Annotated in this window: 17 protein-coding genes and 2 pseudogenes; 10 read left to right on the forward strand and 9 right to left on the reverse strand. The window is 60.2% G+C overall.

Translation table 11 applies throughout. The annotated features are described in order from the left end of the window. The first annotated feature begins 54 nt into the window (after nt 1-54). From JIF53_RS17245 to JIF53_RS17255, 3 genes are all read left to right on the forward strand, one after another. Complete coding sequence (locus JIF53_RS17245; protein WP_199453604.1) at nt 55-2,100, forward strand: TonB-dependent receptor domain-containing protein; 2,046 nt, start codon at nt 55-57, stop codon at nt 2,098-2,100. A 189-nt stretch (nt 2,101-2,289) separates the two neighbouring features. Further along, a complete protein-coding gene (locus JIF53_RS17250; protein ID WP_199453606.1) occupies nt 2,290-3,342 on the forward strand; it encodes an efflux RND transporter periplasmic adaptor subunit in 1,053 nt (350 codons plus the stop codon). Between the two features lie 6 nt (nt 3,343-3,348). Further along, nucleotides 3,349-6,579: an efflux RND transporter permease subunit gene (locus JIF53_RS17255; protein WP_199453608.1), complete on the forward strand. Its 3,231-nt coding sequence runs from the start codon at nt 3,349-3,351 to the stop codon at nt 6,577-6,579. 14 nt (nt 6,580-6,593) lie between these two features. On the opposite strand, the gene JIF53_RS17260 is transcribed toward JIF53_RS17255, so the two are convergent. Continuing rightward, nucleotides 6,594-7,019 (reverse strand): ion channel, encoded by a 426-nt coding sequence (locus JIF53_RS17260; RefSeq protein ID WP_031211080.1) that lies wholly within the window; start codon nt 7,017-7,019, stop codon nt 6,594-6,596. Nucleotides 7,020-7,154: 135 nt separating this feature from the next. Here JIF53_RS17260 and JIF53_RS17265 point away from each other — a divergent pair, with 135 nt between their 5' ends. The 5 genes from JIF53_RS17265 to JIF53_RS17285 are packed head-to-tail and all read left to right on the forward strand — an operon-like array spanning nt 7,155 to nt 15,591. After that, entirely contained in the window at nt 7,155-8,396 is a 1,242-nt protein-coding gene (locus JIF53_RS17265; RefSeq protein ID WP_199453610.1) for an efflux RND transporter periplasmic adaptor subunit, read from the forward strand. Further along, complete coding sequence (locus tag JIF53_RS17270; RefSeq protein ID WP_199453612.1) at nt 8,393-11,545, forward strand: efflux RND transporter permease subunit; 3,153 nt, start codon at nt 8,393-8,395, stop codon at nt 11,543-11,545. Before JIF53_RS17265 ends, JIF53_RS17270 begins: the two co-directional genes overlap by 4 nt. Before the next feature lie 15 nt (nt 11,546-11,560). Further along, nucleotides 11,561-12,244 (forward strand): ABC transporter ATP-binding protein, encoded by a 684-nt coding sequence (locus JIF53_RS17275; RefSeq protein ID WP_199453614.1) that lies wholly within the window; start codon nt 11,561-11,563, stop codon nt 12,242-12,244. 6 nt (nt 12,245-12,250) lie between these two features. Continuing rightward, on the forward strand, nt 12,251-14,512 hold the full coding sequence (locus JIF53_RS17280; protein ID WP_199453616.1) for an ABC transporter permease: 2,262 nt from the start codon (nt 12,251-12,253) through the stop codon (nt 14,510-14,512). Then, a complete protein-coding gene (locus JIF53_RS17285) occupies nt 14,509-15,591 on the forward strand; it encodes a lipocalin-like domain-containing protein (RefSeq protein ID WP_199453618.1) in 1,083 nt (360 codons plus the stop codon). The genes JIF53_RS17280 and JIF53_RS17285 overlap by 4 nt, the downstream gene beginning before the upstream one ends. Nucleotides 15,592-15,602: 11 nt before the next feature. On the opposite strand, the gene JIF53_RS17290 is transcribed toward JIF53_RS17285, so the two are convergent. The 8 genes from JIF53_RS17290 to JIF53_RS17325 all read right to left on the reverse strand — a co-directional run bounded on the left by JIF53_RS17290 (nt 15,603) and on the right by JIF53_RS17325 (nt 23,381). Further along, the gene (locus JIF53_RS17290) at nt 15,603-16,811 is read right to left on the reverse strand and encodes an ammonium transporter (protein ID WP_199453620.1); all 1,209 of its coding nucleotides are present in this window, start codon (nt 16,809-16,811) and stop codon (nt 15,603-15,605) included. A gap of 229 nt (nt 16,812-17,040) precedes the next feature. Beyond that, nucleotides 17,041-17,958 (reverse strand): flagellar motor protein MotB, encoded by a 918-nt coding sequence (locus JIF53_RS17295; RefSeq protein ID WP_199453622.1) that lies wholly within the window; start codon nt 17,956-17,958, stop codon nt 17,041-17,043. Between the two features lie 2 nt (nt 17,959-17,960). Further along, nucleotides 17,961-18,737, reverse strand: coding sequence for a flagellar motor protein PomA (pomA, locus tag JIF53_RS17300; RefSeq protein WP_199453624.1), 777 nt, complete (start codon nt 18,735-18,737; stop codon nt 17,961-17,963). Nucleotides 18,738-18,827: 90 nt separating this feature from the next. Continuing rightward, nucleotides 18,828-19,223 (reverse strand): YkvA family protein, encoded by a 396-nt coding sequence (locus JIF53_RS17305; protein WP_141066799.1) that lies wholly within the window; start codon nt 19,221-19,223, stop codon nt 18,828-18,830. 75 nt (nt 19,224-19,298) lie between these two features. Further along, nucleotides 19,299-19,934 (reverse strand): tRNA-uridine aminocarboxypropyltransferase, encoded by a 636-nt coding sequence (locus JIF53_RS17310; protein WP_199453626.1) that lies wholly within the window; start codon nt 19,932-19,934, stop codon nt 19,299-19,301. A gap of 2 nt (nt 19,935-19,936) precedes the next feature. After that, nucleotides 19,937-21,580, reverse strand: a complete 1,644-nt coding sequence (locus JIF53_RS17315) for a phytoene desaturase family protein (RefSeq protein ID WP_303293497.1) — start codon at nt 21,578-21,580, stop codon at nt 19,937-19,939. Then, nucleotides 21,571-22,062, reverse strand: a complete 492-nt coding sequence (locus JIF53_RS17320) for a DUF6231 family protein (protein WP_121208163.1) — start codon at nt 22,060-22,062, stop codon at nt 21,571-21,573. Before JIF53_RS17320 ends, JIF53_RS17315 begins: the two co-directional genes overlap by 10 nt. Then, complete coding sequence (locus tag JIF53_RS17325; protein ID WP_199453630.1) at nt 22,059-23,381, reverse strand: DASH family cryptochrome; 1,323 nt, start codon at nt 23,379-23,381, stop codon at nt 22,059-22,061. Before JIF53_RS17325 ends, JIF53_RS17320 begins: the two co-directional genes overlap by 4 nt. Before the next feature lie 191 nt (nt 23,382-23,572). On the opposite strand from JIF53_RS17325, the pseudogene JIF53_RS19810 reads away from it, so the two are divergent. After that, a pseudogene (locus tag JIF53_RS19810) lies at nt 23,573-24,304 on the forward strand (PAS domain-containing protein); the annotation flags it as partial. Nucleotides 24,305-24,463: 159 nt separating this feature from the next. After that, a pseudogene (locus JIF53_RS19815) lies at nt 24,464-24,844 on the forward strand (methyl-accepting chemotaxis protein); the annotation flags it as partial. Nucleotides 24,845-24,873 lie beyond the last annotated feature (29 nt).

Below are 24,873 nucleotides of genomic sequence, written 5' to 3' on the forward strand. Positions count from 1 at the left end.
ATTCCGGCTAATTCGCAAAATACCTGATCAAAACGCTCCAAGGACCGCCACCCCATGATGAGAAAGACCCATCTGGCTCGCTGTATCAGCCTTGTGATGGCCGGCTATGCTGTCGCACCTCTTGCCAATGCCCAGTCTGAAACCACTGCCCCGATGTTGATCCGGGTGACCGAAGGTCAGTCGGCCGAAGCCGCCCGGCTGTCTGCCGCGGCCATTCAGACTGAACCGGTGCAGCGACTGTCCTCCGATGCGGGGGTTTCCCTGTCACGCATGGGGGGCCGTGGTCTGGACCCGGTGATCCGTGGCCAGAATGAAGAACGGGTGGAGGTTCTCCTTGATGGCATGCGGGTGGAAGGTGCCTGCCCGAGCCGGATGGATCCGCCCACCAGCCGCTTGAGCACGGCGCTGGCGCCGGTGCTGGAAGTGCGCACCAGCAACCGCACCCTGCGCTGGGGCCCGATTGCCGGCGGCCAGGTGGTCGCCACCACCGCCGCCCCGGAATTTGCTGATGACAACCGCACAACCGGCCACCTGACCGTCGGCGGTGCCGACAATGGCGAAGGCAAGCTGGTTAACGGCAGCGTGGCGGTCGGTGACAAGGAAACGTTTATCCGCCTCGCTGGCGGCTACGACGAAGCGGACGACTATGAAGACGGCGACGGTAACGAAGTCCGCAGCGCCTACAAAAACTCTGAAGGCCGGGTGGATGCCGCCTGGACCGCTGATAATGGCTTTTACATCAAGGGCCTGGTCAGCCGCCAGGAAGAGCGGGATGTAAAGTTTCCCGGCCGGGGTATGGATGCACCGAAAACGGATACCGACCTGTACCGGCTGGAGCTGGGAGCGCCGGTCGCCAGCGGCGGCTGGAACCTGATGGCCTGGCAGGCAGATGTGGATCACGTGATGGATAATTTCAGCCTGCGTGAGCCGCCGGTAAATATGGGTATGCCCATGAAAATGCAGACCAACTCGGAAACCCGTACCCGGGGCGCCCGATTGGTGCTGGATCAGACCATCAACTACACCAAAGACATTGCCTTTGGTGTGGATGTGGAAAGCAATGAGTGGGACGCCACCATGTACAACGGCATGAATCTCGACCACGAGGCCTCTTTGATGTGGCCTGGTGTCGAGCGTGACCGGGTAGGTGTGTTTGTGGAGGCTTTCCACCAGATCCGCGCCAATGCCCGCCTCGGCGCCGGCATCCGTTATGACCGGGTGGAAATGGATGCAACCCGTGCTGATCAGACGTTTACTCCGATGGCCGGCGGTATGATGACGTTCTCTCCTTCGGGACTTTACGCCTCGGCCTATGGTGCAAACGATACCGAAGCCAACGATGACAACGTGAGTGGTTTCCTGACCGGGGAGTGGCGTTTTTCTCCGGTCCAGGCCCTTGAGGTTACGGCCAGCCACAGCGTGCGCTCCCCCAGTGTGAATGAGCGCTACGTTGCCCGTAAGACCATGAAAGGCAGTTGGATTGGAAACCCGGATCTGGACACCGAAAAACACCACAAGCTGGAAGTCAGCCTGCCCGGCAATCAGGGCGAGTGGAGCTGGCGCCCGGCCGTCTGGGTAGACCAGGTGGATGACTATGTTTACCGCTTTGACATCCGCAATCCCAATAACACCACGGATACCCGCTACGAAAATATCAGCGCCCGCCTGCTCGGCGTAGAGGGCATGCTGGGATGGACCAACGGTACCTGGAGCAGCACCAGCAAGCTGGCCTCGGTGCGCGGCGAAAACCGCGATGCCGACAAGGCGCTGCCGCGGATTCCGCCCATCCAGTTTATCCAGACCCTGGGCTGGCACTACCAGGGCCACACCCTGGAGGCCGAATGGCAACTGGCCCGTCGCCAGGATCGGGTAGACCTGGAATCCGGACTGGACCCCAGCACTTCACCGGGATACGGCGTATTCAACCTGTCCGGAACCCATCCGCTCATGGCCAATCTGAGCCTGACCTGGGCAGTGGATAACCTGTTCGACAATACCTGGGCGTATCATGTCAGTAAGGACAACCTGGCCGACAGTGGGGTGTTCCGGGTCAATGAGCCCGGGCGCACATTGCGCGCAGCGCTTACGGCCCGGTGGTAAAAACGATTATGGCGGTTACCCGCTTCTCATAGCCGGCGGGTGACATTGATACCCCGGGTGGAGGTCACTCCATCCGGGGTTTTTTTGTCGTTGATCAAGCCCGGTTCGCAAGGACAACAACTAGACTGAAGGGTGTCAGGGGTAATGCTACAATTGGTTATCAGGTAATTCTCTAAAGGAATAACGAAGATGGGCAAGTGTGTTCAGGCGATCCGGATCCTGCTTCTGATGCTGATCAGTTTTGCTTTAGCGGCTGAGGACTTGGAAACGCAGGCGGTAACACGGGCGGCTCTGCAGGAAACCGCCCATCTTGATGGTGTTATTGAAGCGGTTCAGCAGAGTACCGTATCCGCCCAGACCAGCGGTACGGTGGTGGAGCTGCCCTTTGATGTGGATGATTCCGTTGCCGCCGATGATCTGATCGTGCGCCTGGAAGACAGCGAACAGCAGGCCCGGCTCAACCAGGCCGAAGCCGGACTGCAGGAAGCCCGTTCCGGATTGGAGGATGCCCGTCAGCAGTATCAAAGAATCGAAGCCATTCATGAACGGGGCCTGGTGTCGCGGCAGGAATTCGACCAGGCTCGCAATAATCTGGGCGCTGCCCAGGCCAGGGTGGAAAGGGCGGAAGCGACCGTGGCCGAAGCACGCAAGCAGTTGGACTACACTCGTATTATCGCCCCCTATGGCGGCATTCTCACCGAACGGCATGTCGAGCTTGGTGAGTCTGTGAGCCCCGGCCAGCCTTTGCTCAGCGGTCTGTCCCTTGAACAGCTGCGGGTGGTGGTGGACCTTCCCCAGAAATACGCCGATGTTGCACGCAGTCAGCGCCAGGCCACCGTGACCCTGCCCGATGGCCGGGTGCTGGAGACCGGCGAGATGACCTTCTATCCCTATGCCAACCCGCAAACCCATACCTTCCGGCTGCGCCTTCAGCTCAACGAACCCAATGGTGCCTTGTTCCCGGGCATGCTGGTGAAAGTGAGTGTGCCGGTGGCGAGCCGGGAGGCGCTGTGGATTCCGGCGTCTGCCCTGGTTCAGCGCAGTGAACTGCGGGCCGTGTTCGTGATTAACCCTGAGGGCGAACCACGGCTACGCCAGATTCGGCCCGGGGTTCGCGATGGTCAGCGGCTGGAGGTGTTGTCGGGGCTCGGTGCCGGTGAACAGGTGGTGAGCAATCCGGGGGTTCTGGTGGGCAGCGAAACACTGGCCATGCCCGGTTCCTCAGCGGCAAGCGGGGAGTAAGCGGCCATGAGTCAGGAATTGCCCCCGGTTGGCCCGTCCGGTGTCATTGCCCGGGCCTTTCAGAACAATCACCTGACCCCGCTGCTGGCCATTCTGGCGATCATCCTCGGTATCCTGTCGGTGATTGTCACACCAAAAGAAGAGGAACCCCAGATTGATGTCACCATGGCCGACATCATGGTGGCGCTGCCGGGAGCCAGTGCCCGCGAAGTGGAAAGTGTGATTGCCACGCCGGCCGAACAGGTGATGAGTGAGATCAAGGGCGTGGAACACGTCTATTCCGTATCTCGCCAGGGACAGGCGGTGATTACGATGCAGTTCGAGGTGGGTATTCCACGGCAGGAAGCCCTGGTTCGGCTCTATAACCAGGTGTATTCCAACCAGGACTGGCTGCCCCCGGATCTGGGTGCCTCCCAGCCCCTGATCAAGCCCCGGGGCATCGATGATGTGCCGGTGATGAGCCTGACCCTGTTTGATCCCACCAACACCCATTCCGGGGAGGAACTCACCCGGTTGGCGTACATGCTCGAAGTGGCCCTCAAGCGCGTGCCCGGTACCCGGGACATCTATACCCTCGGCGGCGTACCGGACCGGGTGGATATCGTTTTTGATCCGGCGTTGTTGGCGGGGTATGGCCTCACTACCGAGGACATCGCGAATGCGCTCAATGCTGGCAACGCGGCCAGCCAGGAAGCCCGGGTAACCCGCGACAACGTCTCCATTCCGGTACAGGCCGGAACGCTGCTGGAATCCGTAGAGGATGTCCGTTCCCTGGTGGTGGGCATGCACAATGGGGCGGCCGTCTACATGGATGATGTGGCGCAAGTGCGCCGTGGCGGGACGGTGCCGGACCAGAGTGTAATGGTCGGTTTCGGCCCGGCCCACCCGGAGCACAAAGCAGGCGTGGCCGGCCAGGTGTATTCGGCGGTGACGCTGGCGATTGCCAAGAAGCCAGGCGAAAACGCCATCGACATCACCACTGCCATCGAGCAGCGGCTGGATGAGCTGCGTAACCGGGCCCTGCCACCGGATATTGAGGTGCTGGTGACCCGGGATTACGGGGTGACCGCCTCCGACAAGGCACAGAAACTGATCTCCGATCTGGTGTCCGCCACCGTGGCGGTGATGCTGCTGGTGTTGGCGGCCATGGGCTGGCGCCAGGCCCTGATTGTCGGTATTTCGGTACTGATTACACTGCTGCTAACGTTGGTATTTTCCTGGGCCTGGGGCTTTACCCTGAACCGTGTGTCGCTGTTTGCGCTGATCTTTTCCATCGGGATTCTGGTGGATGACGCCATCGTGATCACCGAGAACATCAACCGGCGCATCCAGAACACCCGCCGTTCGATCACGGACATCATCCCGGTGGCGGTGGATGAGGTGGGCACCCCCACCATTATGGCTAGCCTGACCATCATGGCCGCGCTGCTGCCCATGGCGTTTGTGACTGGCCTGATGGGGCCCTACATGAGCCCGATTCCAATCAACGCCTCGGCTGGGATGGTGCTGTCCCAAATCGTTGCTTTCGTGGTGGCTCCCTGGCTGGCCTTCCGGTTGCTCAAGCACAAGAAGGGTGAGCAGGCCGCCGAAGCCGAGGAGGCGTCCAGCTCTGCCGATGGCGTCAGCCCAGTGTCCCTGAGAATTTTCCGGACGGTGCTCGGTCCGTTCCTGGGTGATCATCCCTGGCGGCGTCGTGTGCTGGCGCTGGGCGTGGTGGGCCTGACCCTGGCCGCCACCTCGCTGCCGGTGTTCCAGGCGGTGATCCTGAAAATGCTGCCGTTCGACAACAAGTCCGAGTTGCAGGTGGTAGTGGATATGCCCGAGCGAACGCCCATGGAGCAGACCCAGCGGGTGTTAATGGAAATGGGCAGCTACCTGGAAACGGTGGATGAGGTGGCCAACTGGCAGACCTACGCCGGTACCGCGTCGCCGATCAATTTCAACGGTCTGGTCAGGCAATACTACCTGCGTGGCGATCCTTACCACGGCGATATCCAGGTCAATCTTATTCATGAGGAGCGCCGGGAACGGCAGTCTCATGCCATTGCCCAGTCGCTCCGGGGTCCGTTGACCGAGATCGGTAAGCAGCACGGCGCCAGCGTCAAGATTGTCGAGGTGCCGCCCGGTCCGCCGGTATTGTCACCGGTGGTGGCGGAGATCTACGCGGTGGATGAAAACCGTCGGGCGGAACTGGCCCGGCAAGTGGCCGAGGGCATGACCCGGGTGGATGGTCTGGTGGATATCGATACCACGCTTGAGGCGCCTACTCGACAGTGGGAAGTGGTTGTGGATCGGGACCGCGCGGCACGGCTTGGCGTGTCCCAGGCCCAGGTGGTCGGTGCCCTCCAGACGGCCCTGGGCGGCACCAGTGTCAGTTTCCTGCACGATGACCACGCCAAGTACCCGGTTCCGATTCGTGTGATTCTGAGCGAAGGCGACAAGGCCCAGCCCGCGGCATTGTTATCCCTGAACGTGCGCAGTCGTGATGGCAACCTGCTTCCTTTGGCGAGTATTGCCGATGTTCGCGAGGCCGACTGGATGGGCGCGATCTACCACAAGGATTTGCTGCCGGTGACCTACGTGACGGCGGATATGGCGGGCGAGATCGATTCACCGTTGTATGGCATGTTTGCGATGGTTGAACGTCTGGACCAACAGGAGTGGGCGCCGGAGCAGTATTTCATTGATCAGCCCCCATTGCCGGAAAAAGGCACCCTGAAATGGGACGGCGAATGGCAGATCACCTACGAAACGTTTCGGGATATGGGGGCCGCCTACAGCGTGGGGGTTTTCATGATCTTCGTGTTGCTGGTGGCCCAGTTCCGCTCCTATATTTTGCCGTTGGTGATCATGGCGCCCATTCCCCTGACGATGATCGGTATCATGCCCGGCCATGCCCTGTTGGGGCGGGAATTCACCGCCACCAGCATGATCGGAATGATTGCCCTGGCCGGCATCATTGTGCGCAATTCCATTCTGCTGGTGGTATTTATCCGACAGTTAATCGAGGAGGGCGTAGAACTGGACGAAGCGGTGGTGCTGGCAGGTGCAGTCCGCATCAAACCGATTGCTCTGACGGCCATTTCAGCGATGGTGGGTGCTTACTTTATCCTGAACGATCCAATTTTTAACGGCCTGGCGATATCGTTGGTCTTTGGCCTCGCCATGTCCACTTTGCTGACGGTTCTGGTGGTTCCGCTTCTGTACTACACACTTGCGCGTTGCCGGTGGATTTGACGCCGGGTCATTTGCTACCGGGTTGGCCAGTAGCGCTGCATTTCGAGGAACAGGAAGGAGGCGCTCCAGGTAATCAGGACCAGCCCTGTCAGGGCCTCGATGCCGGTCAGATGACGGAGCATGCCAACGGCTTCAATATCGCCGTAGCCGAGGGTGGTAAAGGTTGTGAAAGAAAAATAGGTACAGTCCAGCATGGAGCCGTTGAAATTGCCAAGCAACTGGCCCCAGCCATCCGCGTGGTGCATGAAATAAAAGGCCGTGGCAAATATCCAGACCTGAAGAGCATGGGCGGTAAGGCAGCCGAGCACTGCGACGATCAAGCGGAAGTGGTGGCTTTGCCGCATTCGTCCCAAGAGGCTACTCAAACGGATCAGGACTTCGTTATGTATCACTACAACGGCACACACCAGAAGGATGTTCAGCAGGGTGACGTTGATCAGAGTATCGTGAGTGGCGTCCAACGGAGTCGGTCCTGAAGCCGGGAAACCTGCCGGAGTAATCCGGAACCTGTTGAAAATTGTATAGTAAATTCGTTGCCTTCGCGCATCTTCATTTAATCAGAGTATCGACGGTCCATGTCCAGAAAACTGCTACCCCTGTTAATGATCGCCCTCGGTATTGCCGGCTTCCTGCTTTTGAAGGCAACCCGGCCGGAACCGGCGGAAGTATCCGCCACCGAGCGTAGCTGGCTGGTGCAGGTGCAGAAGGTCAAGCCCACTCGAGCGACCCCGGTGTTGCCTCTGTATGGTGAGGTGGTGGCGCCGGATCTGCAGACCATCACCGCCACTCTGGCCGGGCGTATTGACCGGTTACCGGTACGGGAAGGGCAGCAGGTGAGCGAAGGTGACTTGCTGGTCGCGCTGGATTCCGCCGATATTGAACCGGTACTTGCCCAGGCTCGGGCCCAGGTCGCCGACCTGGAGGCGCAGGTGCGGTCCGAACAGGTGCGATACCGCAACGATCAGCGATCCCTGGAGAGTGAAAAGGCCATCCTGGACAACGCCCGTCGCCAGTTTGAGCGCATTCAGTCGCTGGTTGAGCGCAACCTGGCCTCCCGCGAGAACCTTGAGGCTGCCACCGATGCGCTGGCCAGGGCGGAGTTGACCGTTCGTACCCGGGAGCGGGCCATAGCTGAGCATCCGGCCCGGCTGCAAAGCCTGGAAGCCCGGTTGTCGCAGGCCCGGGCCAGTCTGAGCACGGCAGAACTGGACGGTGAGCGGGCGGTATCAACAGCGCCTTTTGACGGTATGGTCACCAACCTGCAAGTGGCGGCTGGCGATCAGGTATCCCGCAGTCAGGCGTTGTTGAGCATCTATCCGATACAGGGGCTGGAAGTCCGGGCGCGGGTGCCGCAGATGTATCTCGGCGAGTTGGTGGATGCCCTGGCCGGGGGGGCAACACTAACGGCTACCGCCGAGGATTCCGGCCTGCGCTTTGAGCTGGTCCGGTTTGCTGGCCTGTCTGATCCGGCCGGCACCGAGGCGGTGCTGGAGCTGAACGGGGAATCGGGAGCCTTGCGGCCCGGGGCTTTGCAGCCACTGCTGCTGCAGCGGCCAGCAAGGGACAACCTGATTGCCATACCCTTCAGCGCACTGTACGGGGCCGACAGTGTTTACATCATGACTGATGATAACCGCATGCAGCGGGTGACGGTGCAACGGGTCGGCGAGGCACTCAGCGAGAACGGTGAGCGTCGGTTGTTGATCGCCAGTGAACACCTGAAACCGGGCATGCACCTGATCACCACCCACCTGCCCAATGCGATCACCGGCCTGAAAGTAAAGCTGGCGGATAGCGAGGGAGCACCGGCCTCATGAGTCGCAAAAAGGGTGTGATCGGCTTTTTTGTCCATCACCGGTTAGCCGGCAATCTGGTGATGCTGGTGATGTTGCTCGGTGGCGTAATGGCCCTGAGCCGCATGAATATCCAGTTCTTCCCTACTTTCGCCCTGGATGTGGTCAGCGTGCGGGTGGTGTGGAGTGGTGCGTCGGCCGAGGATGTGGAGCGCGGCATTACCGACCCGCTGGAGCAGCGTCTGCGCAGCGTCGACGGCCTCAAGAAGATGACCTCCACGTCGGCGCAGGGGGTGTCGTCCATTACCCTGGAATTCCATGAAGGCACCGACCCGATACAGGCAGTGGACGACGTGCGCCAGCAGGTGGACGAGTTCAACAACTTGCCGGCGGATGCCGAAGAACCGCAGGTGGCCAGGGTAGAACGGTACGAACCGGTGGCCCGGCTGCTGGTTTACGGTGATGTCGACCGGGCCGAGTTGCGCCAGCTCGTGTACCGGTTTGAGGATGAATTGCTGGACCGGGGCATCGACCGGGTGACGCTCCGGGGCCTGCCGGAGCAGCAGATCAGTATTGATGTGCCGGTGGAGCGGCTGGAATCCCTGGGCCTGTCGCTGGAACAGATTGCCGACCGGGTGGCGTCGCTGTCCCGTGACCTGCCGGCGGGGATGATGGCTCAGGAGGATGCCACCCGAGAGCTGCGGGCGGTGGAACAGCGACGCAGCCCCCAGGCCTTCGAGACCATTCCGGTGCTCAGCGGTGATCGCATCCGCATGCAACTGGGTGACATAGCCATCATCCGCCAGGAAGCCCGGGACAACCAGACGGTCATGGAAAACAACGGCATGTCCGCCGTAGAGCTGCAGCTTCAGCGGGCGGAAAATGGCAACTCCCTGACCGCCGCGCGGGTGTTTGAGTCCTGGCTGACGGATACCCGCCCGACCTTGCCGGCCACCGTAAAAATCAAGGTGTACGACGAAACCTGGCAGCTGATTGAAGACCGGATTTCCTTGCTGGTGAATAACGGCCTGGGTGGTCTGGTGCTGGTGGTGGGGCTGCTCTACCTGTTTCTTCCCGGGCGGGTCGCCGCCTGGGTGGCGGTGGGTATTCCCACCGCCTTTCTCGCAGCCCTGGGGGTGCTATGGCTGATCGGCGGCTCCATCAACATGATTTCCCTGTTTGCACTGATCATGGCCCTGGGGGTGATCGTTGACGATGCCATCGTGGTGGGGGAGGACGCGGACGCCCATGCCCGTATGGGAGAGCAGTCCATCTATGCCGCCGAAGGCGCTGCCAAGCGTATGGTCTGGCCAGTACTGGCTTCGTCCCTGACCACGGTGGCGGCGTTCATGCCACTGCTGGTGGTGGGAGGTGTAATAGGCAATATCCTGGGCGATATTCCGGTGGTGATGATCTGCGTGTTGATTGCCTCTCTGCTGGAGTGTTTTGTGGTCTTGCCAGCCCATCTTCGCCATGCCTTTGTTCGCAAGGTTTCCGAGAATCAGCCAGAGCGACGCCCTCACGCCGTGGCCCGTTTGCGCCGGGGATTTGAGCAACGGTTCGATACCTTCCGCGACGGCCCTTTCCGCCGGTTCTCCCGCTACAGCCTGAAGCACCGGGGCATGACCGTAGCCTCGGCACTGGCGTTGGCTATTGTCACCGTCGGCCTGCTGGCCGGTGGACGGCTTGGGTTCAATTTCTTCCCGACGCCGGAACCATCGGTGTTCTACGCCAATGCCAGCTTTGTGGCGGGCACGGACAAGGACACGGTGGCGCGCTTCATCCGGGAAATGCAGCGCTCACTCACGGAAACGGAGGAGGCACTGGGTGGCGAGCTCGTACTCCATGCCGTGACTACCTACGGTGCTACCCAGGGGGCTGAGGGCAGTTCCCGGAACGATGACGAGCTTGGCTCCATGCTGGTGGAACTGGTGCCTTCAGACAGCCGTTCTGTGCGTAATGCCGAGTTCATTCGGGAATGGCGCAGCCGTATGAGTCAACCGGCCGGGCTTGATGCCCTGAATATCAACGAACGCCAGGCCGGCCCGCCCGGGCGAGATGTCAACGTGCGACTGACCGGTGATGACGCCGAGGCCCTGAAGCGGGCGGCGGATGAAGTGGCCCAGGCTCTGGATACCCTGCCGGGCGTGCTGGATGTGGAAGACGATATGCCCTGGGGCCGGGAACAGTTGCTCTATCAGGTCAGCCCTTATGGTGAGGCCCTGGGGCTGACCACTGTGGATCTGGGCCGACAGTTGCGGGCGGCATTTGATGGCCGGATCGCCCAGATCTACCAGGATGGTCGCGATGAGGTGGAAGTCCGGGTGCAGTTGCCGAGGGCGCAACGGGAGCAATATTCCACCCTGGAGCGCATGACCATCCGCATCCCCGATGGCCGTTTTGTACCGCTGACCCAGGTGATGAACCTGGATCACCGCCAGGGATTCCAGGCCCTGCGCCATGCCGATGGCAAACTGGCGGTGGAGGTCACTTCGGCGCTGAATACCCGGGTTGCCACCACCGACCAGATTCTTGAAAGCCTGCAGTCCGGGCCTTTGCCGGAGATCGCCAGTCGTCACGGTGTGCGCTACAGCTTTGAGGGCCGCTCGGCCGATCAACGCGAAACCATGGCGGACATGCAAACGGGGCTGCTTATCGGCCTGGCCCTGATGTATGTGGTGCTGGCCTGGGTGTTTGCATCCTGGAGTCTGCCCCTGATCGTCATGGCGATTATTCCCTTTGCCCTGGTCGGTGCCCTGCTGGGCCACTGGATCATGGGGCTGCAGCTCACCATACTGTCCCTGTTCGGGTTGTTCGGCCTGTCCGGTATCGTGGTGAATAACGCCATTATTCTGGTGGCTTTCTACAACCAGCAACGGCAGAAGGGGCTGGACATCACGGATGCCCTGAATGAGGCCGCCGTGCAGCGGGTTCGCGCGGTTCTGCTGACGTCCCTGACCACTATTGGGGGGCTGACACCGCTGCTGTTCGAAACGTCGTTGCAGGCCCAGTTCCTGATTCCTATGGCAACGTCGATTGCCTTTGGCTTGGGACTGTCCACCTTCCTGGTACTGCTGGTGATTCCAGCGCTGTTGTCCTGGGTCGAGCAATTCCGGGAATGGCGTGCCCAACGCAGGAACGGTGCGGCAGAACCTCTGGGGGCTGCCGACTGAATACCGGGAGAAAACATGGCCGATAACCTGATCAGTGCCACCGGCCTGAGCAAACAGTTCAAGAGCGGCGACCAGCATGTGACTGTGTTGCAGGAACTGAGTGTGCATCTGGGGCGAGGCGAGTCGCTGGCGCTGACCGGCCCGTCCGGGTCCGGGAAAAGCACGCTGCTGAATATTCTCTGTGGCCTGGAGTCTCCCGGTTCCGGTCGGCTGGCTATGTTGGGACAGCCTTTAGCCGGGGATGGCGCGCCAATGGGCAAGGCTCTGGAGCGGGCCTGGTGCAAATTGAGGCAGAGCCGACTCGGCGTGGTCTTTCAGGATGCCAACCTGATGCCGACCCTGTCCCTGCTGGATAATATCCGGTTGCGAGCGCGCCTGGCTGGCCAGGACGACACCAGCGCTGGCGACTGGCTCCAGAGGTTGGGCATTGGTGAGCTGGGCCAGCGTTATCCGGATCAGGTTTCCGGTGGCCAACGCCAGCGGGCTGCGCTGGCCATGGTATTTGTTACCCGGCCGGCACTGATTCTGGCGGATGAGCCGACCGGTAGCCTGGACCGGAGGACGGCAGAGACTGTCGCCGATGAGTTGTTCGAACTCCAGGCCCGACATGGCTGTGGGCTGGTGCTGGCTACCCACGATGCGGACCTGGCAGCCCGTTGCCTTCATCAGTTGGACCTCGGGCACCAGGGCGGGCCCTGAAGACCAATGTCTCCCCCCATCGCATTGTTCAGTCATTATCGTCGTCACCCCCTGCAGCTGGCCGCGCTGGCCGCCATGATCCTGCTTGCCACCGCGCTCTGGACTGGAATACATCACCTCACCAGCCAGGCCAGGGCCAGCCTTGAACAGAGCGAGAGCGCTGTCGCCGAGCGCCAGCAAGTGGTGCGTGAGGACGGCCAGCCGGTCTCGGTGCAGGACTTTGTCATGCTTCGACGCCAGGGCCTGTGCGTGATGCCATGGCTGGAAGTGCCGGTACCGGGGCGCGGCCGGCTGGTGGGCATTGATCCGCTGGCGGCCCATTGCTTTGCCGAGCCGGAACACACGCCAGCACCCTGGCAGGGCGAACTTGATGGCAAGCCCTTCGTCGATATCAGCGAAGCCGCTGTCCAGGCCTCAGCCGAGGCGTCGGCCCTGGTTCTGCTGGTGTCGCAAGCCGACGGTCAGTCGCCACCACCGGCGGGCTACCGCTATCAGGCATTCGCCGTTGCGCCTGATACGGCAGAGCTGGGTGACAGTTTTCTGCTCAACCTGGATGCGCTTGGAGTGCTGGTCCTGCTGATTACCTCGTTGTTGTTGCGCAGTGTGTTCCTTCTGGGCCTGGCTCAACGTCGGGAAAGCCTGGCTTTGCTGTATCGCTATGGTGTGAACAGGAGCCAGCTCAGCCGCCTGTTGCTGGTGGAAAACCTGCTGCTGGCGTTGGTGTGCATACTGCCCGGGGTTTGGTTGGGGCGGGCGCTGTCACTGGTTTTGGCAGATGGCTTTGAGCAGGCCCTGGAAGGCCTGTTCGACCGTCCGCTCTATGCCGGTGGAGGGGAGGACTGGTGGCTGCCAACCCTGACCATGGTGGCGGCGGTCGTGGCCGCTTGCCTGGCGGGCGTTCGGGACTCGTCGGGGCCGCTCTTGACTCGGGTGCAACCGGCAATTTATGTGCTGCTACTGGCCCTGGGGCTGGCAGTATCTCTGTGGGCACCAACTCTGATCTGGCTGTTCCTGGCGGTGGCACTGGTTTTTCTCGCTGCCGGTTGGCTGGCCCCGCTGGCGATTGCCGGGGTTGTCCGCTGGCTGGCCCGTAACACCGGGGATCCGCTGATTCGCTGGCGCCTACAGGAAGTCGCAGTCCTGGTGCGTCGGCTGGCGCTACCGCTGGTGGCCCTGCAGTTTGCCTTGGCACTGGTGCTGGCGGTTCATGCCCTGGTAACCACGTTCGAGGACACCTTTGATCAGTGGCTGGGGCAACGGCTGGAAGCGGATTACTACATTGAAGTACCGCCAGGGGCGGATATCACCGCTGCCGCAAGCTGGCTGACGGCGCAGCCGGAGCTGGTGAGTCCGGAATCGTGGCATCAGGTGATTCGGGGGCGGGCCAGCGTGCAGGCAGCACCAGGCAGTGAGCCGGTGCCTGTCGATGTGTTTGCCCTCGGGCCGGTCAGTCACCTGGTGCAAAACTGGCGCTTGCTGGCGCAAACAGAAACGCCCTGGCAGGCGTTGGCGCGGGGCAAGGGGCTAATGGTCAATGAGCAGTTGGCCAGAAGGCAAAAGCTTGCAGTAGGCGACCGTCTCATTGTCAGGCTTGGCGCCCGTCGGTTTCAGGCTCCGGTGCTGGCCGTTTATCCGGATTACGGACGGCCCTCCGGTGAGGTGCTGGTGCTGGCGAGTCTCTTGCCTGAGGACTTTGAAGCCCGCTTTCGAAGCCTGTCGATAAGCGCGGGCGTCGAAGAGATCAAAGTGGTTGAGGCGCAACTGGCCCGGCTTTGGCATACCCCCCAACTGACAGTGAGGGATAATCAGGCCATCCGGACCCTGGCCACTGATATTTTTGACCAGACCTTCCTGCTGACCCGGGCCATGACTACCCTCACGCTTATTCTGGCAGCCGCCGCGTTGTTGCTGATGGTGTGGGTCTTCCTCTCTACCCGCGCCTGGTATTTCCGGCTGCTGATCGTCTGGGGTATGCCCCAACGCCAGGCCGCGGCCCAGCTCACCCGGGTTTCCCTGGCGCTGATTTTTGCGGTATTGGTTTGTGCACTGCCGCTTGGCGTGTGGCTCACCTGGATTCTGGTCCAGCGCATCAACCCGCTGGCTTTCGGCTGGTCACTGCCGATGGCGGTGTACCCGGGGTTCTGGATCGAGCTGGCCGTGTTGGCTCTGATCATCGGCCTCAGCATTGCTTTGCTGATGCGCCTGCAACTGCGTCGCCCGGCCTCGGCGCCGGAGTCCGCCCACGGGCTGCAGGGAGGGGAACGATGAATCGTTTCGTTATCGTACTTCTGGCGCTGCTACTCACCGCCTGTGATCGGGCAGAAGAGCCGAGCGGATTCGCAGGCCTTGCCGGTGTGGCGGAATCTGAGCATGAGATTCAGTTCCTGCAGCCCGGGCCCGGAGACCGGCTGTCCTTCCCCGCCGATTTCGGCCCTCATCCCCAGCACCGCATTGAATGGTGGTATCTCACCGCGAATCTGGAAACCGAAAACGGCAGGCCGCTGGGTCTGCAATGGACGCAGTTCCGGCAGGCCTTGACCCCGAGGTCCGTTGAATCCGAACCGCCGAAGCCGGCACTCTGGCCTCTGGAGGCTGCCTGGATGGCTCATGCAGCGGTGAGCTACAACGGTCAGCACCGCTTTGCCGAAAAGCTCGCCAGGGGTGATGTCGGGCATGCCGGGGCCACCGCCCAACCTTTTTCAGTCTGGCTGGATCACTGGCACCTGAGGCCAGCGAGCGGACACGTTGGCTGGCAGCTGTCGGTCGCTACAGAACACTGGTCCTATGATCTGTTGTTGCAGCCGCAAGGTGATCCTGTCGCTCATGGTGACGACGGTTTCAGCGCCAAATCCGCCAGTGGCGAAGGCTCCATGTACTTCAGCCTGGTAGACCTGAAAATCGAGGGGACGGTCACCCTTGAGGGTGACACCTTGACGGTGGCGGGTACCGGGTGGTTCGACCGGGAGTGGAGCAGCCAGTTTCTCAAAGCCGGACAGCAGGGCTGGGACTGGTTTGCCCTGCATCTGGATTCGGGGTACAAGCTGATGCTGTTCCAGCTTCGGGAAACACAACAGGCGTTCCGCTCGGGTACCTGGATTCCAGCCACGGGCGAGCCGGTGGCGCTGGGTCCGGAACAGATCGGGCTGACCACTGTGGGCGAGCCAGCCGGATATCCGCGCCGTTGGCAGATAACCCTTCCGGGTTTCGACGTGAACCTTGAGGTCTCCGCGCCGGCTGGGGATTACCGGAATTCCGGGCTCTATCCGTATTGGGAGAGCCCGGTTTCCGTCACCGGAAGCCATTCCGGCGTGGGTTACATGGAGCTTACCGGTTACCAGGCACAATAAGGCCCGGAAACTCACTCAACGGCATTGGCACCGATACGGTGAATGCTGAGGTCGGCACCATTGAACTCTTCTTCCTCTGTCAGTCTCAGACCGCTAATGGTTTTGATGGCACCGTAAACGATGAGCCCGCCGGCAAAGGCCACGATCACACCGGCCACCGAGCCAATAATCTGCGACATCAGGCTGACGCCACCCAGGCCCCCGAGCGTTTCCTGGCCGAAGATACCGCAGGCAATGGCGCCCCAGACACCGCATACGCCATGTAAGGGCCAGACACCCAGAACATCATCCAGCCGCTCGATTTTCGCCTGTGCCCACTCGAACAGATAGACAAAGATGGCACCGGCCACGCCCCCGGTAATCAGGGCGCCGACGGGGTGCATAAGGTCTGAGCCGGCGCACACCGCCACCAGTCCGGCCAGCGGACCGTTGTGAATGAAGCCAGGGTCTTTGCGGCCGAGCAGCATGGAAACCAGAATACCCCCCACCATGGCCATCAGACTGTTGACCGCAACCAGGCCACTGATGCCGTCCAGAGTCTGGGCCGACATGACGTTAAAGCCAAACCAGCCCACGGTCAGAATCCAGGCGCCGAGGGCGAGAAACGGAATGTTGGAAGGGGCAAAGGCCACGACCCGACCGTTGCGATAGCGACCGGTGCGGGCGCCGAGCAGCAGCACCGCAGCGAGAGCAATCCAGCCACCGACAGCATGCACCACAACGGAGCCGGCGAAATCATGGAAGGACGCACCAAACTGGTTCTCCAGCCAGGCCTGGAAACCAAAGTTCCCATTCCAGATCAGGCCCTCAAAGAAAGGATAGACGAAGGCCACGATCAGGCCCGAGGCAATCAGCATGGGGTAGAAGCGGGCACGCTCTGCGATGCCGCCGGAAACGATCGCCGGAATGGCCGCGGCGAAGGTCATCAGGAAGAAAAATTTGACCAGTTCATAGCCGTTGGCGGAGGTGAGTTCGGCGGCGCCATTGAGAAAGTGCCCGCCATAGGCGATGTAGTAGCCGATGAAAAAATAGGCGACTGCGGATATGCCGAAGTCGGTCATGATTTTAACCAGGGCATTGACCTGATTTTTATGGCGAACAGTGCCCACTTCCAGGAACGCAAAGCCGGCGTGCATGGCCAGCACCATAATGGCGCCAATCAGAATGAAGAGCGTGTTGGCGCTCTCGGTCAGGGTGTGTACGGCACTCGTGATATCCACGGGTTTTTCTCCTGAGTGTTTTGATTACGCGGCTTCTGATGAGCCGTTGTGCATTGTTGGGGTGCGACTTAAGCAAGTGCTGTTCCAAAACAATGCATATCAAGTACTGCAGGGGGGTTGGAGAACCTGAGGGCGCCGAGGGAGGTATTTATCTGCGTCAAAGTGCACCAGAGGCGTGCGCATCAAGGGCTTGTGCACCAATCTGGATAGGGCGCGAGGCAAGGTTTTACTACCAGGTAATCTCGCTGGGCGTTTCCCGACCGGGCTCAATGCCAATAATGGCTTCCTGCGACTCGCTTTCGGAACGAATCAGCTCGCGAAGGCGCAGTTCCTGCTCTTCCATGGGCTCTGACAGATCGATAACGATTTCAACCCGCCGGTTCTTGGCTCGGTTTTCCGGCGAGGTGTTGGGTACCCGTGGTTCGGTGTCGGCCAGACCGGTCACCCGGATGCGATCCGGGGTCACCTGCTCCCGAGCCAGCAGAACATTAGCCACCGCGGCGGCACGGGCTGCGGACAGGTCCCAGTTACTGTAGAAACGTTCGGTGCGGATGGGCACGTTATCGGTATGGCCTTCAATGGCGAGGTCGCCGGGCATGTCGGCCAGAACCTCCGCCATATCCAGAAGCAGGCCTTCGAATTCCCAGGTCAGTTGGGCTGAACCTGAGGCAAACGAGCCCTTCTCCTCAATGCGAATGATGATGCGGCGCTGATCTTCCGAGACGTTGATCCGGCCATCCATAATCGCCGGTTCCAGCACTTCAAGAATCCGGGCCATGTTGGCGTCCATCTGTTCCTGGATGGATTCCTCAATGGCTTTCTCTTCGGGGCTTTTCAGAGTCTGGATTTCGGGCTGTACGTCGGTGGTGGTCTGTTTGACTTCATTGACCACCGTGGGCTCTGGCGGCGCCGGCGAAAACTTGTCGAAGATCGGGCTGGTGCCCTGAGGGATCTCAAGCGCAGGCACTTCCCGCTGCACTCCGAAGGCCTTGGAGAGTTCACCGGCGATCTGTTTGAACTTCTGGGCGTCGATTTCCGAAAACGACAGGAGCAATACGAAAAAGCACATCAGCAGCGACATCAGGTCGGCAAATGTGACAACCCACGCAGGAATCCCGGGCTTTTCCTCTTCTGGCAAATCATCCATGTTTAACCGCCTGCCGTTTCCGCATCGCCGTTTCTGGCCCGCTCTTTGGGCGAAAGATAGCTGGACAGCATCTGCTCGATAATGCGCGGGTTGGTGCCTTCCTGGATGGCGACGAGGGCATCAATATAGAGCGATTGCATGCGGGCCTCCTCCGTCATGCGCAGGGACAGCTTGTCGGCAATGGGGGTAGCGATCATGGTGGCGATCATGGCGCCGTAGAGCGTGGTCAGCAGGGCTACGGCCATGGCCGGCCCGATGGACTTGGGATCTTCCATGTTGGACAGCATCTGCACCAGGCCAATCAGCGTGCCAATCATACCCATGGCCGGAGCCACATCTGCCATGGCGGTGAACACTTTCGCGCCCGACCGGTTGTGTTCCAGTGTCATCAGGCGTTCCTTGTTGAGGAGCTGCTTGATGGTGTTGCCGTCCTGTCCATCCACCAGCATCTGAATACCCTGGCCCAGGAAAGGGCTGCTGACCTCCCTCCCTTCGATACCAAGAACGCCCTCTTTTCGAGCGATGCTGGCAATCTCCACCAGTTCTTCGATGCTGGCCTGAGTTTCGGGCAGTTTGAATTTGAACGCTCGGGCTGCCACCTTGAAGGCATCAAAAAACTGGGCAAGACTGAATTTGGCCAGAACCACCAGCAAGGTACCGCCGATCACAATCAGCAGGGATGGCGGATTGATGAACATGCCTGGCGATGCGCCCAGGATAATGGCCGAAGAAATCAGAAGAATGGCGCCGATGAGGCCGATAAGGGTGGCGAAATCCACAGTAACTCCAGAACTGTGCAGGTGACGATTAAGGGGGCGGGAGAATACTCCCTGGTTGATTATTAATCAATGCCCGGTTGGTCCCTCATCCTATGATGAGTGAAGCTCCTTCCATGCAGCGTAGCGGTGCAGATCGGATTCGACCAGTTTAAGGCACAAGGCAACCACACCGGCATCATCAACCAGGCCGAAGCCGAAGATCAGATCCGGAATCAGGTCCAGCGGATTCAGCACGTACAGCAACGCTCCGGCTACCGCAGCGATGGACTTCCAGGGTATGGCCCGGTAGTGGCCGTACCAGTAATCGCGAATCAGCGAGAACATCAGCTTGATATCGGTAGAGAAACGATTCAGCCTGCCGCTGTTTTTGACTTTCTCTTCAACGGCTTTTTGTCGTTCAAGCAGGGCCTCAAGGTCGCCTCTGTGAACCTTGGCACTTTGCTCTCTCAACTCGTTTGCCGCTGTTTTATCTGAGATCCATGCCATACATTGTCACCACTTTGCTCAGCGATTGCCTCAACATAACGAAATCGTGCAGGTTCGTCACCTTCCCAGGCCATTTCAATAATTCGTGAGACTTCCTGGGAGTTCAGGATCGGGCGCTTCATGGTCTTTGGTTTTGTGGTGGTCCGGAACGAAGGCCAGCCGTTTTCGAATCAGTACGTCCTGAGCTCTGAGTAATGGCTCGGTATCTGTGGCCGGTTCGGTCAATGTAAAAAGGTAGGCGACGGCTTCTGCGGTTGAGAGTTGCCCGGCCTTTGGTGCCTTTCGGATACGGTAATGTGAAGCTGGTGGCTCAGCGAAATGAAAGCAGGGCAACTGCCGGAACTGCGGGTTCAGGTGCAGGATTTTAGCGGCTTTACGCCAGGTGCCGTCCAGAACCAGCCACTGGTCGATCTGGGCTGGCGCGTTGCTCTCCACGGGCTGACTGTCAGCACATGGAAACAGCAGTCCGGTGCGGGTTCCGGTTAACAGGCGCTCCAAGCCTTGACCGGAAAACGACTCAGGGCTCTCGCCGACCAGTACCTCCAGCCGGGTCAGACACTGCTGAAGTACTCGCACAGTACCCTTGCTGTGACCGACTTCTGACGGGTGCTGCAAAATGATGACGCGATGGCGGTTGTCGACCTGCTCGCAAACCTCGCATACGCAGGTGTTCGGGTGCAGGCCGCAGCGGGTACACAGTGCTCTGGCCACGCTTAACCCACGAAAATGCGCTTGGCCAACCCCGCGCCTTTCAGGCCGCGAACGGCCAGGGTTGTAACCAGCCCGCCGATCATTGCCCCGACCACGCCACAGGTAAGAATATCCTGCCCGGTCAGGTACAGTCCGGGGATGTCGGTTTTCGGCCTCAGCCAGCGTTGCTCGAAACGTTCTGGCGTGTGGTCCAGCCCGTACAGCTCACCCTGCTCATAGCGGCAGAACCAGGCGGTCGACAGTGGTGTGGAGGTTTCCACATAGTCTACTTTACCTCGAAGCTGGGGCAGTTTTTCGTACATGACTTCCAGAAGCTGCTCGGTGATCCGAGCCTTCAGAGCCTCATAATCCTCGCCCCGTTTGCCCCAGGTGGAGCCCTGCCACGGCTCGAACATTTCCCAGGTGGTGGGCGCCACAATCTCGATGGTGGAGGTTCCGGGCCAGCGGTTCTGGTAGTCCGGGTCTTTGGCTGCCGGGAACGAGATGTAGACTACCGGGAAAGAGGTGTTCCGGGGATCTTTCAGGAATTGCTCCACGTTGCCATCGTGGTCGGCGCTCGGATAAATCCAGAAGTTGGTGCGCGGCAAGCCGAGCTGGTCGGGCGTGCCTTTCAGGCCTATATACAGGCCGATATGGGGCATTGAGGGTTTGATGTGTTCCCGGCTGCCAGGATAGCCAATGCTGTCTGCGACAGACTCGGGTAAAAGCCGTTCGAAAGTATTGATCACACCGGCGTTGCTGATCACCAGCGGTGACCGGATATCATGGCCATCGGCCATGCGCACACCCACGGCTTTGCCCTTTTCGACCAGGACCTCTCTCACGTCGGCGTAGGTGAGCACGTCACCACCGCCGGACTGAATCACCGGGATGATGGTTTTGGCAATTTCCGAGGCACCGCCCACCGGGTAGAAACCACCGTACAGGTAATGTTTGGCAATGAGCGCGTGCACCATGAAGCTCGACTGTTTCGGGGTCACCCCGCAATCGCCCCACTGACCGGTAATGGCGCCAATCAGCTCTTCGTTGGCGGTGAGTTCCCGCAATACGTCATAGGTGGTGCGGTTGAAACAGTCCGGCAGTACCGTTTTCAACCCTCTGGAAACCAGTGGCGCAGCCAGCGCGGGCGAGAGTTTGGACAGGGTATACCATTGCATGCCATCGGCCACTTTTCCGAGCAGAGCCAGGTAACGGTCGATGGCCTCTTCTTCGTCCGGGAAGGACGCCAGTAGCGAGTGCCTCAGGCCTTCCTTGCCGGCCCTGAGGTTGACCACTTTGTCGCCCAGAAAGAACCGGTCGTAGTTCTCATCCATCGGAGCCCATTCGAGCTTGCCATCGGTGATGTAATCGAACAGCCGGCGGCCGAGGGTGTGGCGCGCGCCCATGTCGCCTATGTAGTGCACGCCCACATCCCACTCGTAGCCATTACGGGCGTAGCTGTGGGTGTAGCCACCGGCGGTGTAATGCTGTTCCAACACCAGTACTTTGTAGCCGGCTTTGGACAGGCAGGCGGCAGTGGTCAGACCGCCGATACCGGAGCCGATCACTATCGCATCATAGGGCCCATCGAGCCGGCTCGCGCGGTAACGGGTACCGATTCGGATTGTACTGGGCTTCAAGGATTTCGAATTTGTATCTACCACCACGCTTTTCCCCACATTTCCGGATTGGCCCAGTTATCGGGATTGTTCCAGGCCCGTTTATGATTGTAAGTATCCAGATTGTAGGTATAGAGCGTGAGTGCGCCGTTCTCGCTTTCGATATCGGCGTGACGCTGAAAGCCCAGGGCGATGAAGTCGGTAAAACCCCAGTCTGTGGTTTGGGGCACCAGTACCGCAATCTGGTGGGTGCCATAGTTGCGTAACTGGCCCAGTAAAAGCGCCCCTTCTTCGTAGGGGAGGTGTTCCAGAGTGTCTGTGATGATGGCCAGGTCGGGCACGGAATCCAGTGGCAGTCGGGCGTTCGGGTCCGCGGTGTCCAGCGCCAGCAAGCGAACGGCTTTCCGTTGCCCGTGCCACACCTCGCTGACCCGGCTGGCGGTGTCGCCGCAATACAGAAGGGTGTCTGGCTGGCTGGTATCCAGAATCCGGGCCAGTACTCTCTCTGGTTGGCTAACAGGTATTGTCATGATATTGGCCAGTCTGCTGCGTCTACGGTATGCAGGCCCACTGGTTGTTGAGCCTCTCCCTGCCAACGATGTACGAAGGCTCCCTCAGGATCGTACTGTTGCGCCTGCTTGTCCAGATTGAACTGCCGAAGCCCGCGGGGATCGGCGCCGACGCCGGCCAGATACTGCCAGTTTCCGTAGTTACTGGCCACGTCGTAATCCACCAGTTGCTGTTCGAACCAGGCAGCACCGTAACGCCAGTCCAGTTCCAGTTCATTGATCAGGCAGCTGGCCACCAGTTGGCGTGCGCGATTACTGATGTAGCCGGTTTCCCGTAACTGATTCATGGCCGCGTTGACTATCGAATACTGGGTATTGCCCTCGCACCAGGCCTTGAATCGATGGCCATAGAAGGTCACCGGGCGGCGTTTACGTTGCACGCCATCGCGGCTAAACAACCGCCCCCCGTGTTTAAGGGCATACCAGAAGAAATACTCGCGCCAGAGCAGCTCAAACCAGAGCCAGTAGGTCGAATCGTTACGGGTGTGCTGACGTTCGTATTGTTCGATGGCGGCAACCACCTCCCGCACTGACAGGCAGCCGTTCGCCAGCCAGGGGGAGAACTTGGAGGATGAGCCCCAGTCGTCCAGCGCATTGCGGGTTTCCTTGTAGTTGGCAATGCGATGTTGTCCGAATACGAAGGCTTGCAGCTGTGCCAGGCCGGCTTCCTCACCGCCGGTGAATGGTGACCGATGTATCGGTTCCGGTATCGGCGGGCACAGGCCCCGGTTATCTTCGGGGAATCCCGGGGGTGGTGGCAGTGCGCTGACGGTTCGAATCCTGAGGGTGTGGTCCGGTTGCTCAGCTTTCTCCACCTGCTTGCGGAATTGCGAGAAGGTATCGGGCAGCTCTGCCAGTTCCATGGGAAGCTGGCCTTCCGCAAACATGCCCAGGGTTTCGAACTGCTGAAACGTCACTTCCGGCAGGCGGGTTTTGAGGGCCTGCCACTGCGCGGCTTCTTCGGTGCCGGGTAGGCGTGAGCGAATCAAACGCTGCACGCCGTGCTCACGGGCCAGCTCTGGCAGAACGATTTCCGGTTCGCCCCAGGCGATATGCATTCGTTGCCCCAGAGGCCGCAGGCTACGTTCCAGTGCCATCAAGCTTTGCCACAGGAAGCGCCAACGATGATCACCCAGGGCACGGCACTGCAACCGGTCACCGGTAAACCAGCGCGGGTCTACTACAAAGACACACAACAACATGTCTGAACGGGCTGCGGCCAGCAAGGCCGGGTTGTCATGCAATCGAAGGTCGCGGGTAAACCAGTAAAGGGTATGCAACGTATACACCTCTTCGTTAGATAGTAAACCGTTTAGTGGTACGCCTGCTGATTCGAAAAGGATCTGAAAACACGATGAAGGAATACCTCGGGGCGCCGATATAACGCTACCCACGGAACAGGATGTCAGTGGTTACCGATCAATGTAAGAGTAAAACGACGATGTTTCTGACCCGAAAGCAAAAGCAAGACATGGCCGATTGCCAGGCCCGTGCCAGCCAATGCCAGGCTGTGTACAGTGCTATCCGCCACGCGGTGGCGACGATTGAATTTACCACGGACGGGCTGATCGTGGATGTAAACGATCTGTTCCTTGACGTGGTGGGCTACCACCGGGATGAGGTGGTGGGGAAGCACCACAGCCTGTTCTGTGATCGTGAAGTGGCAAACTCGGCCGATTACCGGAGGTTCTGGGATGCAATCCGGGCTGGCCAGGCACAGACCGATACCTTCCCGCGCCGGCGCAAGGATGGCGGCAAACTCTGGCTGGAGGCAACCTACTTCCCGGTTTATGGGAACGATGGCCGGGTGCAGCGAGTGATGAAAATTGCCTCGGATGTCACCGCGAAACAGGAGCGCCTGCGGGACCAGCAAGCGGTCTTTGAGTCCGTTGACCGCTCCATGGCAATCATCGAGTTCGAGCCGGACGGCACCATCATTACCGCCAATGCCAATTTCCTTGCCGCGACTGGTTACCGGTTGAGCCAGGTTGAGGGCAAACACCACCGGATGTTCTGTGATCCGGGCTTTTACCGGGATAATCCCGATTTCTGGAAGGGTCTTGCCAGTGGCCAGTTCCGCAGTGGCCGTTTTCATCGCCTGCGCTCAGACGGCAGCGACCTGTGGCTCGAAGCCAGCTATAACCCGATACTGGACGAGCGTGGCCGTGTCACTAAAGTGATCAAGTTTGCCAGTGACATTACCGAACGGGTGGAAAAATCACTGCAGACCCAGGATGCGGCAGCGATTGCATCATCCACCGCCACCCAGACCGCGAATATTATCGGCAAGGCGGATGAGGCCCTGCGCCAGTCCAAAACCACTGCCGAACGCATTGAAGCGGGCGTCGACAAAGCCCGGGCTCTGATTGCTGATCTGAACGAACGGTCGCAAAGCATCGAGAAAATGGTCGATACCATTGCCGGCGTCGCGGATCAGACCAACCTGCTGGCGTTGAATGCGGCCATCGAGGCCGCCCGCGCCGGAGAACATGGCCGGGGCTTTGCCGTGGTGGCCGACGAAGTACGCAAGCTGGCGGCCAGAACCGGCACAGCCACCGATGAAATCGCTGATGTGATTCACACCATTCTGGAGCTGTCTGGTGGCGTGGAAACCCAGATTGCCGAGGTTCTGGCTGTGGCGGTCGAAGGGCGCCGGCAATCCGAGGATGCCGAGGCGGTGATCGCCGAAATCCGCGATGGCGCCAGGGCGGTGCTGGCCGCCATTGATGACATCGGACGGTAAGGCCCGGAAGACCGGGGCGTGCTAGAGTT

The sequence above is a fragment of the Marinobacter sp. bablab_jr008 genome (assembly GCF_016464145.1).
Taxonomy (GTDB): domain Bacteria; phylum Pseudomonadota; class Gammaproteobacteria; order Pseudomonadales; family Oleiphilaceae; genus Marinobacter; species Marinobacter nauticus.

Excerpts from the sequence above, each read along its gene's own strand:
- JIF53_RS17270 (WP_199453612.1), top strand. The coding sequence starts at position 8,393 with ATGAGTCGCAAAAAGGGTGTGATCGGCTTTTTTGTCCATCACCGGTTA.
- JIF53_RS17255 (WP_199453608.1), top strand. The coding sequence starts at position 3,349 with ATGAGTCAGGAATTGCCCCCGGTTGGCCCGTCCGGTGTCATTGCCCGG.
- JIF53_RS17265 (WP_199453610.1), top strand. The coding sequence starts at position 7,155 with ATGTCCAGAAAACTGCTACCCCTGTTAATGATCGCCCTCGGTATTGCC.
- JIF53_RS17245 (WP_199453604.1), top strand. The coding sequence starts at position 55 with ATGATGAGAAAGACCCATCTGGCTCGCTGTATCAGCCTTGTGATGGCC.
- JIF53_RS17280 (WP_199453616.1), top strand. The coding sequence starts at position 12,251 with ATGTCTCCCCCCATCGCATTGTTCAGTCATTATCGTCGTCACCCCCTG.
- JIF53_RS17285 (WP_199453618.1), top strand. The coding sequence starts at position 14,509 with ATGAATCGTTTCGTTATCGTACTTCTGGCGCTGCTACTCACCGCCTGT.
- JIF53_RS17250 (WP_199453606.1), top strand. The coding sequence starts at position 2,290 with ATGGGCAAGTGTGTTCAGGCGATCCGGATCCTGCTTCTGATGCTGATC.
- JIF53_RS17305 (WP_141066799.1), bottom strand. The coding sequence starts at position 19,223 with ATGGCATGGATCTCAGATAAAACAGCGGCAAACGAGTTGAGAGAGCAA.
- JIF53_RS17275 (WP_199453614.1), top strand. The coding sequence starts at position 11,561 with ATGGCCGATAACCTGATCAGTGCCACCGGCCTGAGCAAACAGTTCAAG.
- JIF53_RS17320 (WP_121208163.1), bottom strand. The coding sequence starts at position 22,062 with ATGACAATACCTGTTAGCCAACCAGAGAGAGTACTGGCCCGGATTCTG.
- JIF53_RS17295 (WP_199453622.1), bottom strand. The coding sequence starts at position 17,958 with ATGGATGATTTGCCAGAAGAGGAAAAGCCCGGGATTCCTGCGTGGGTT.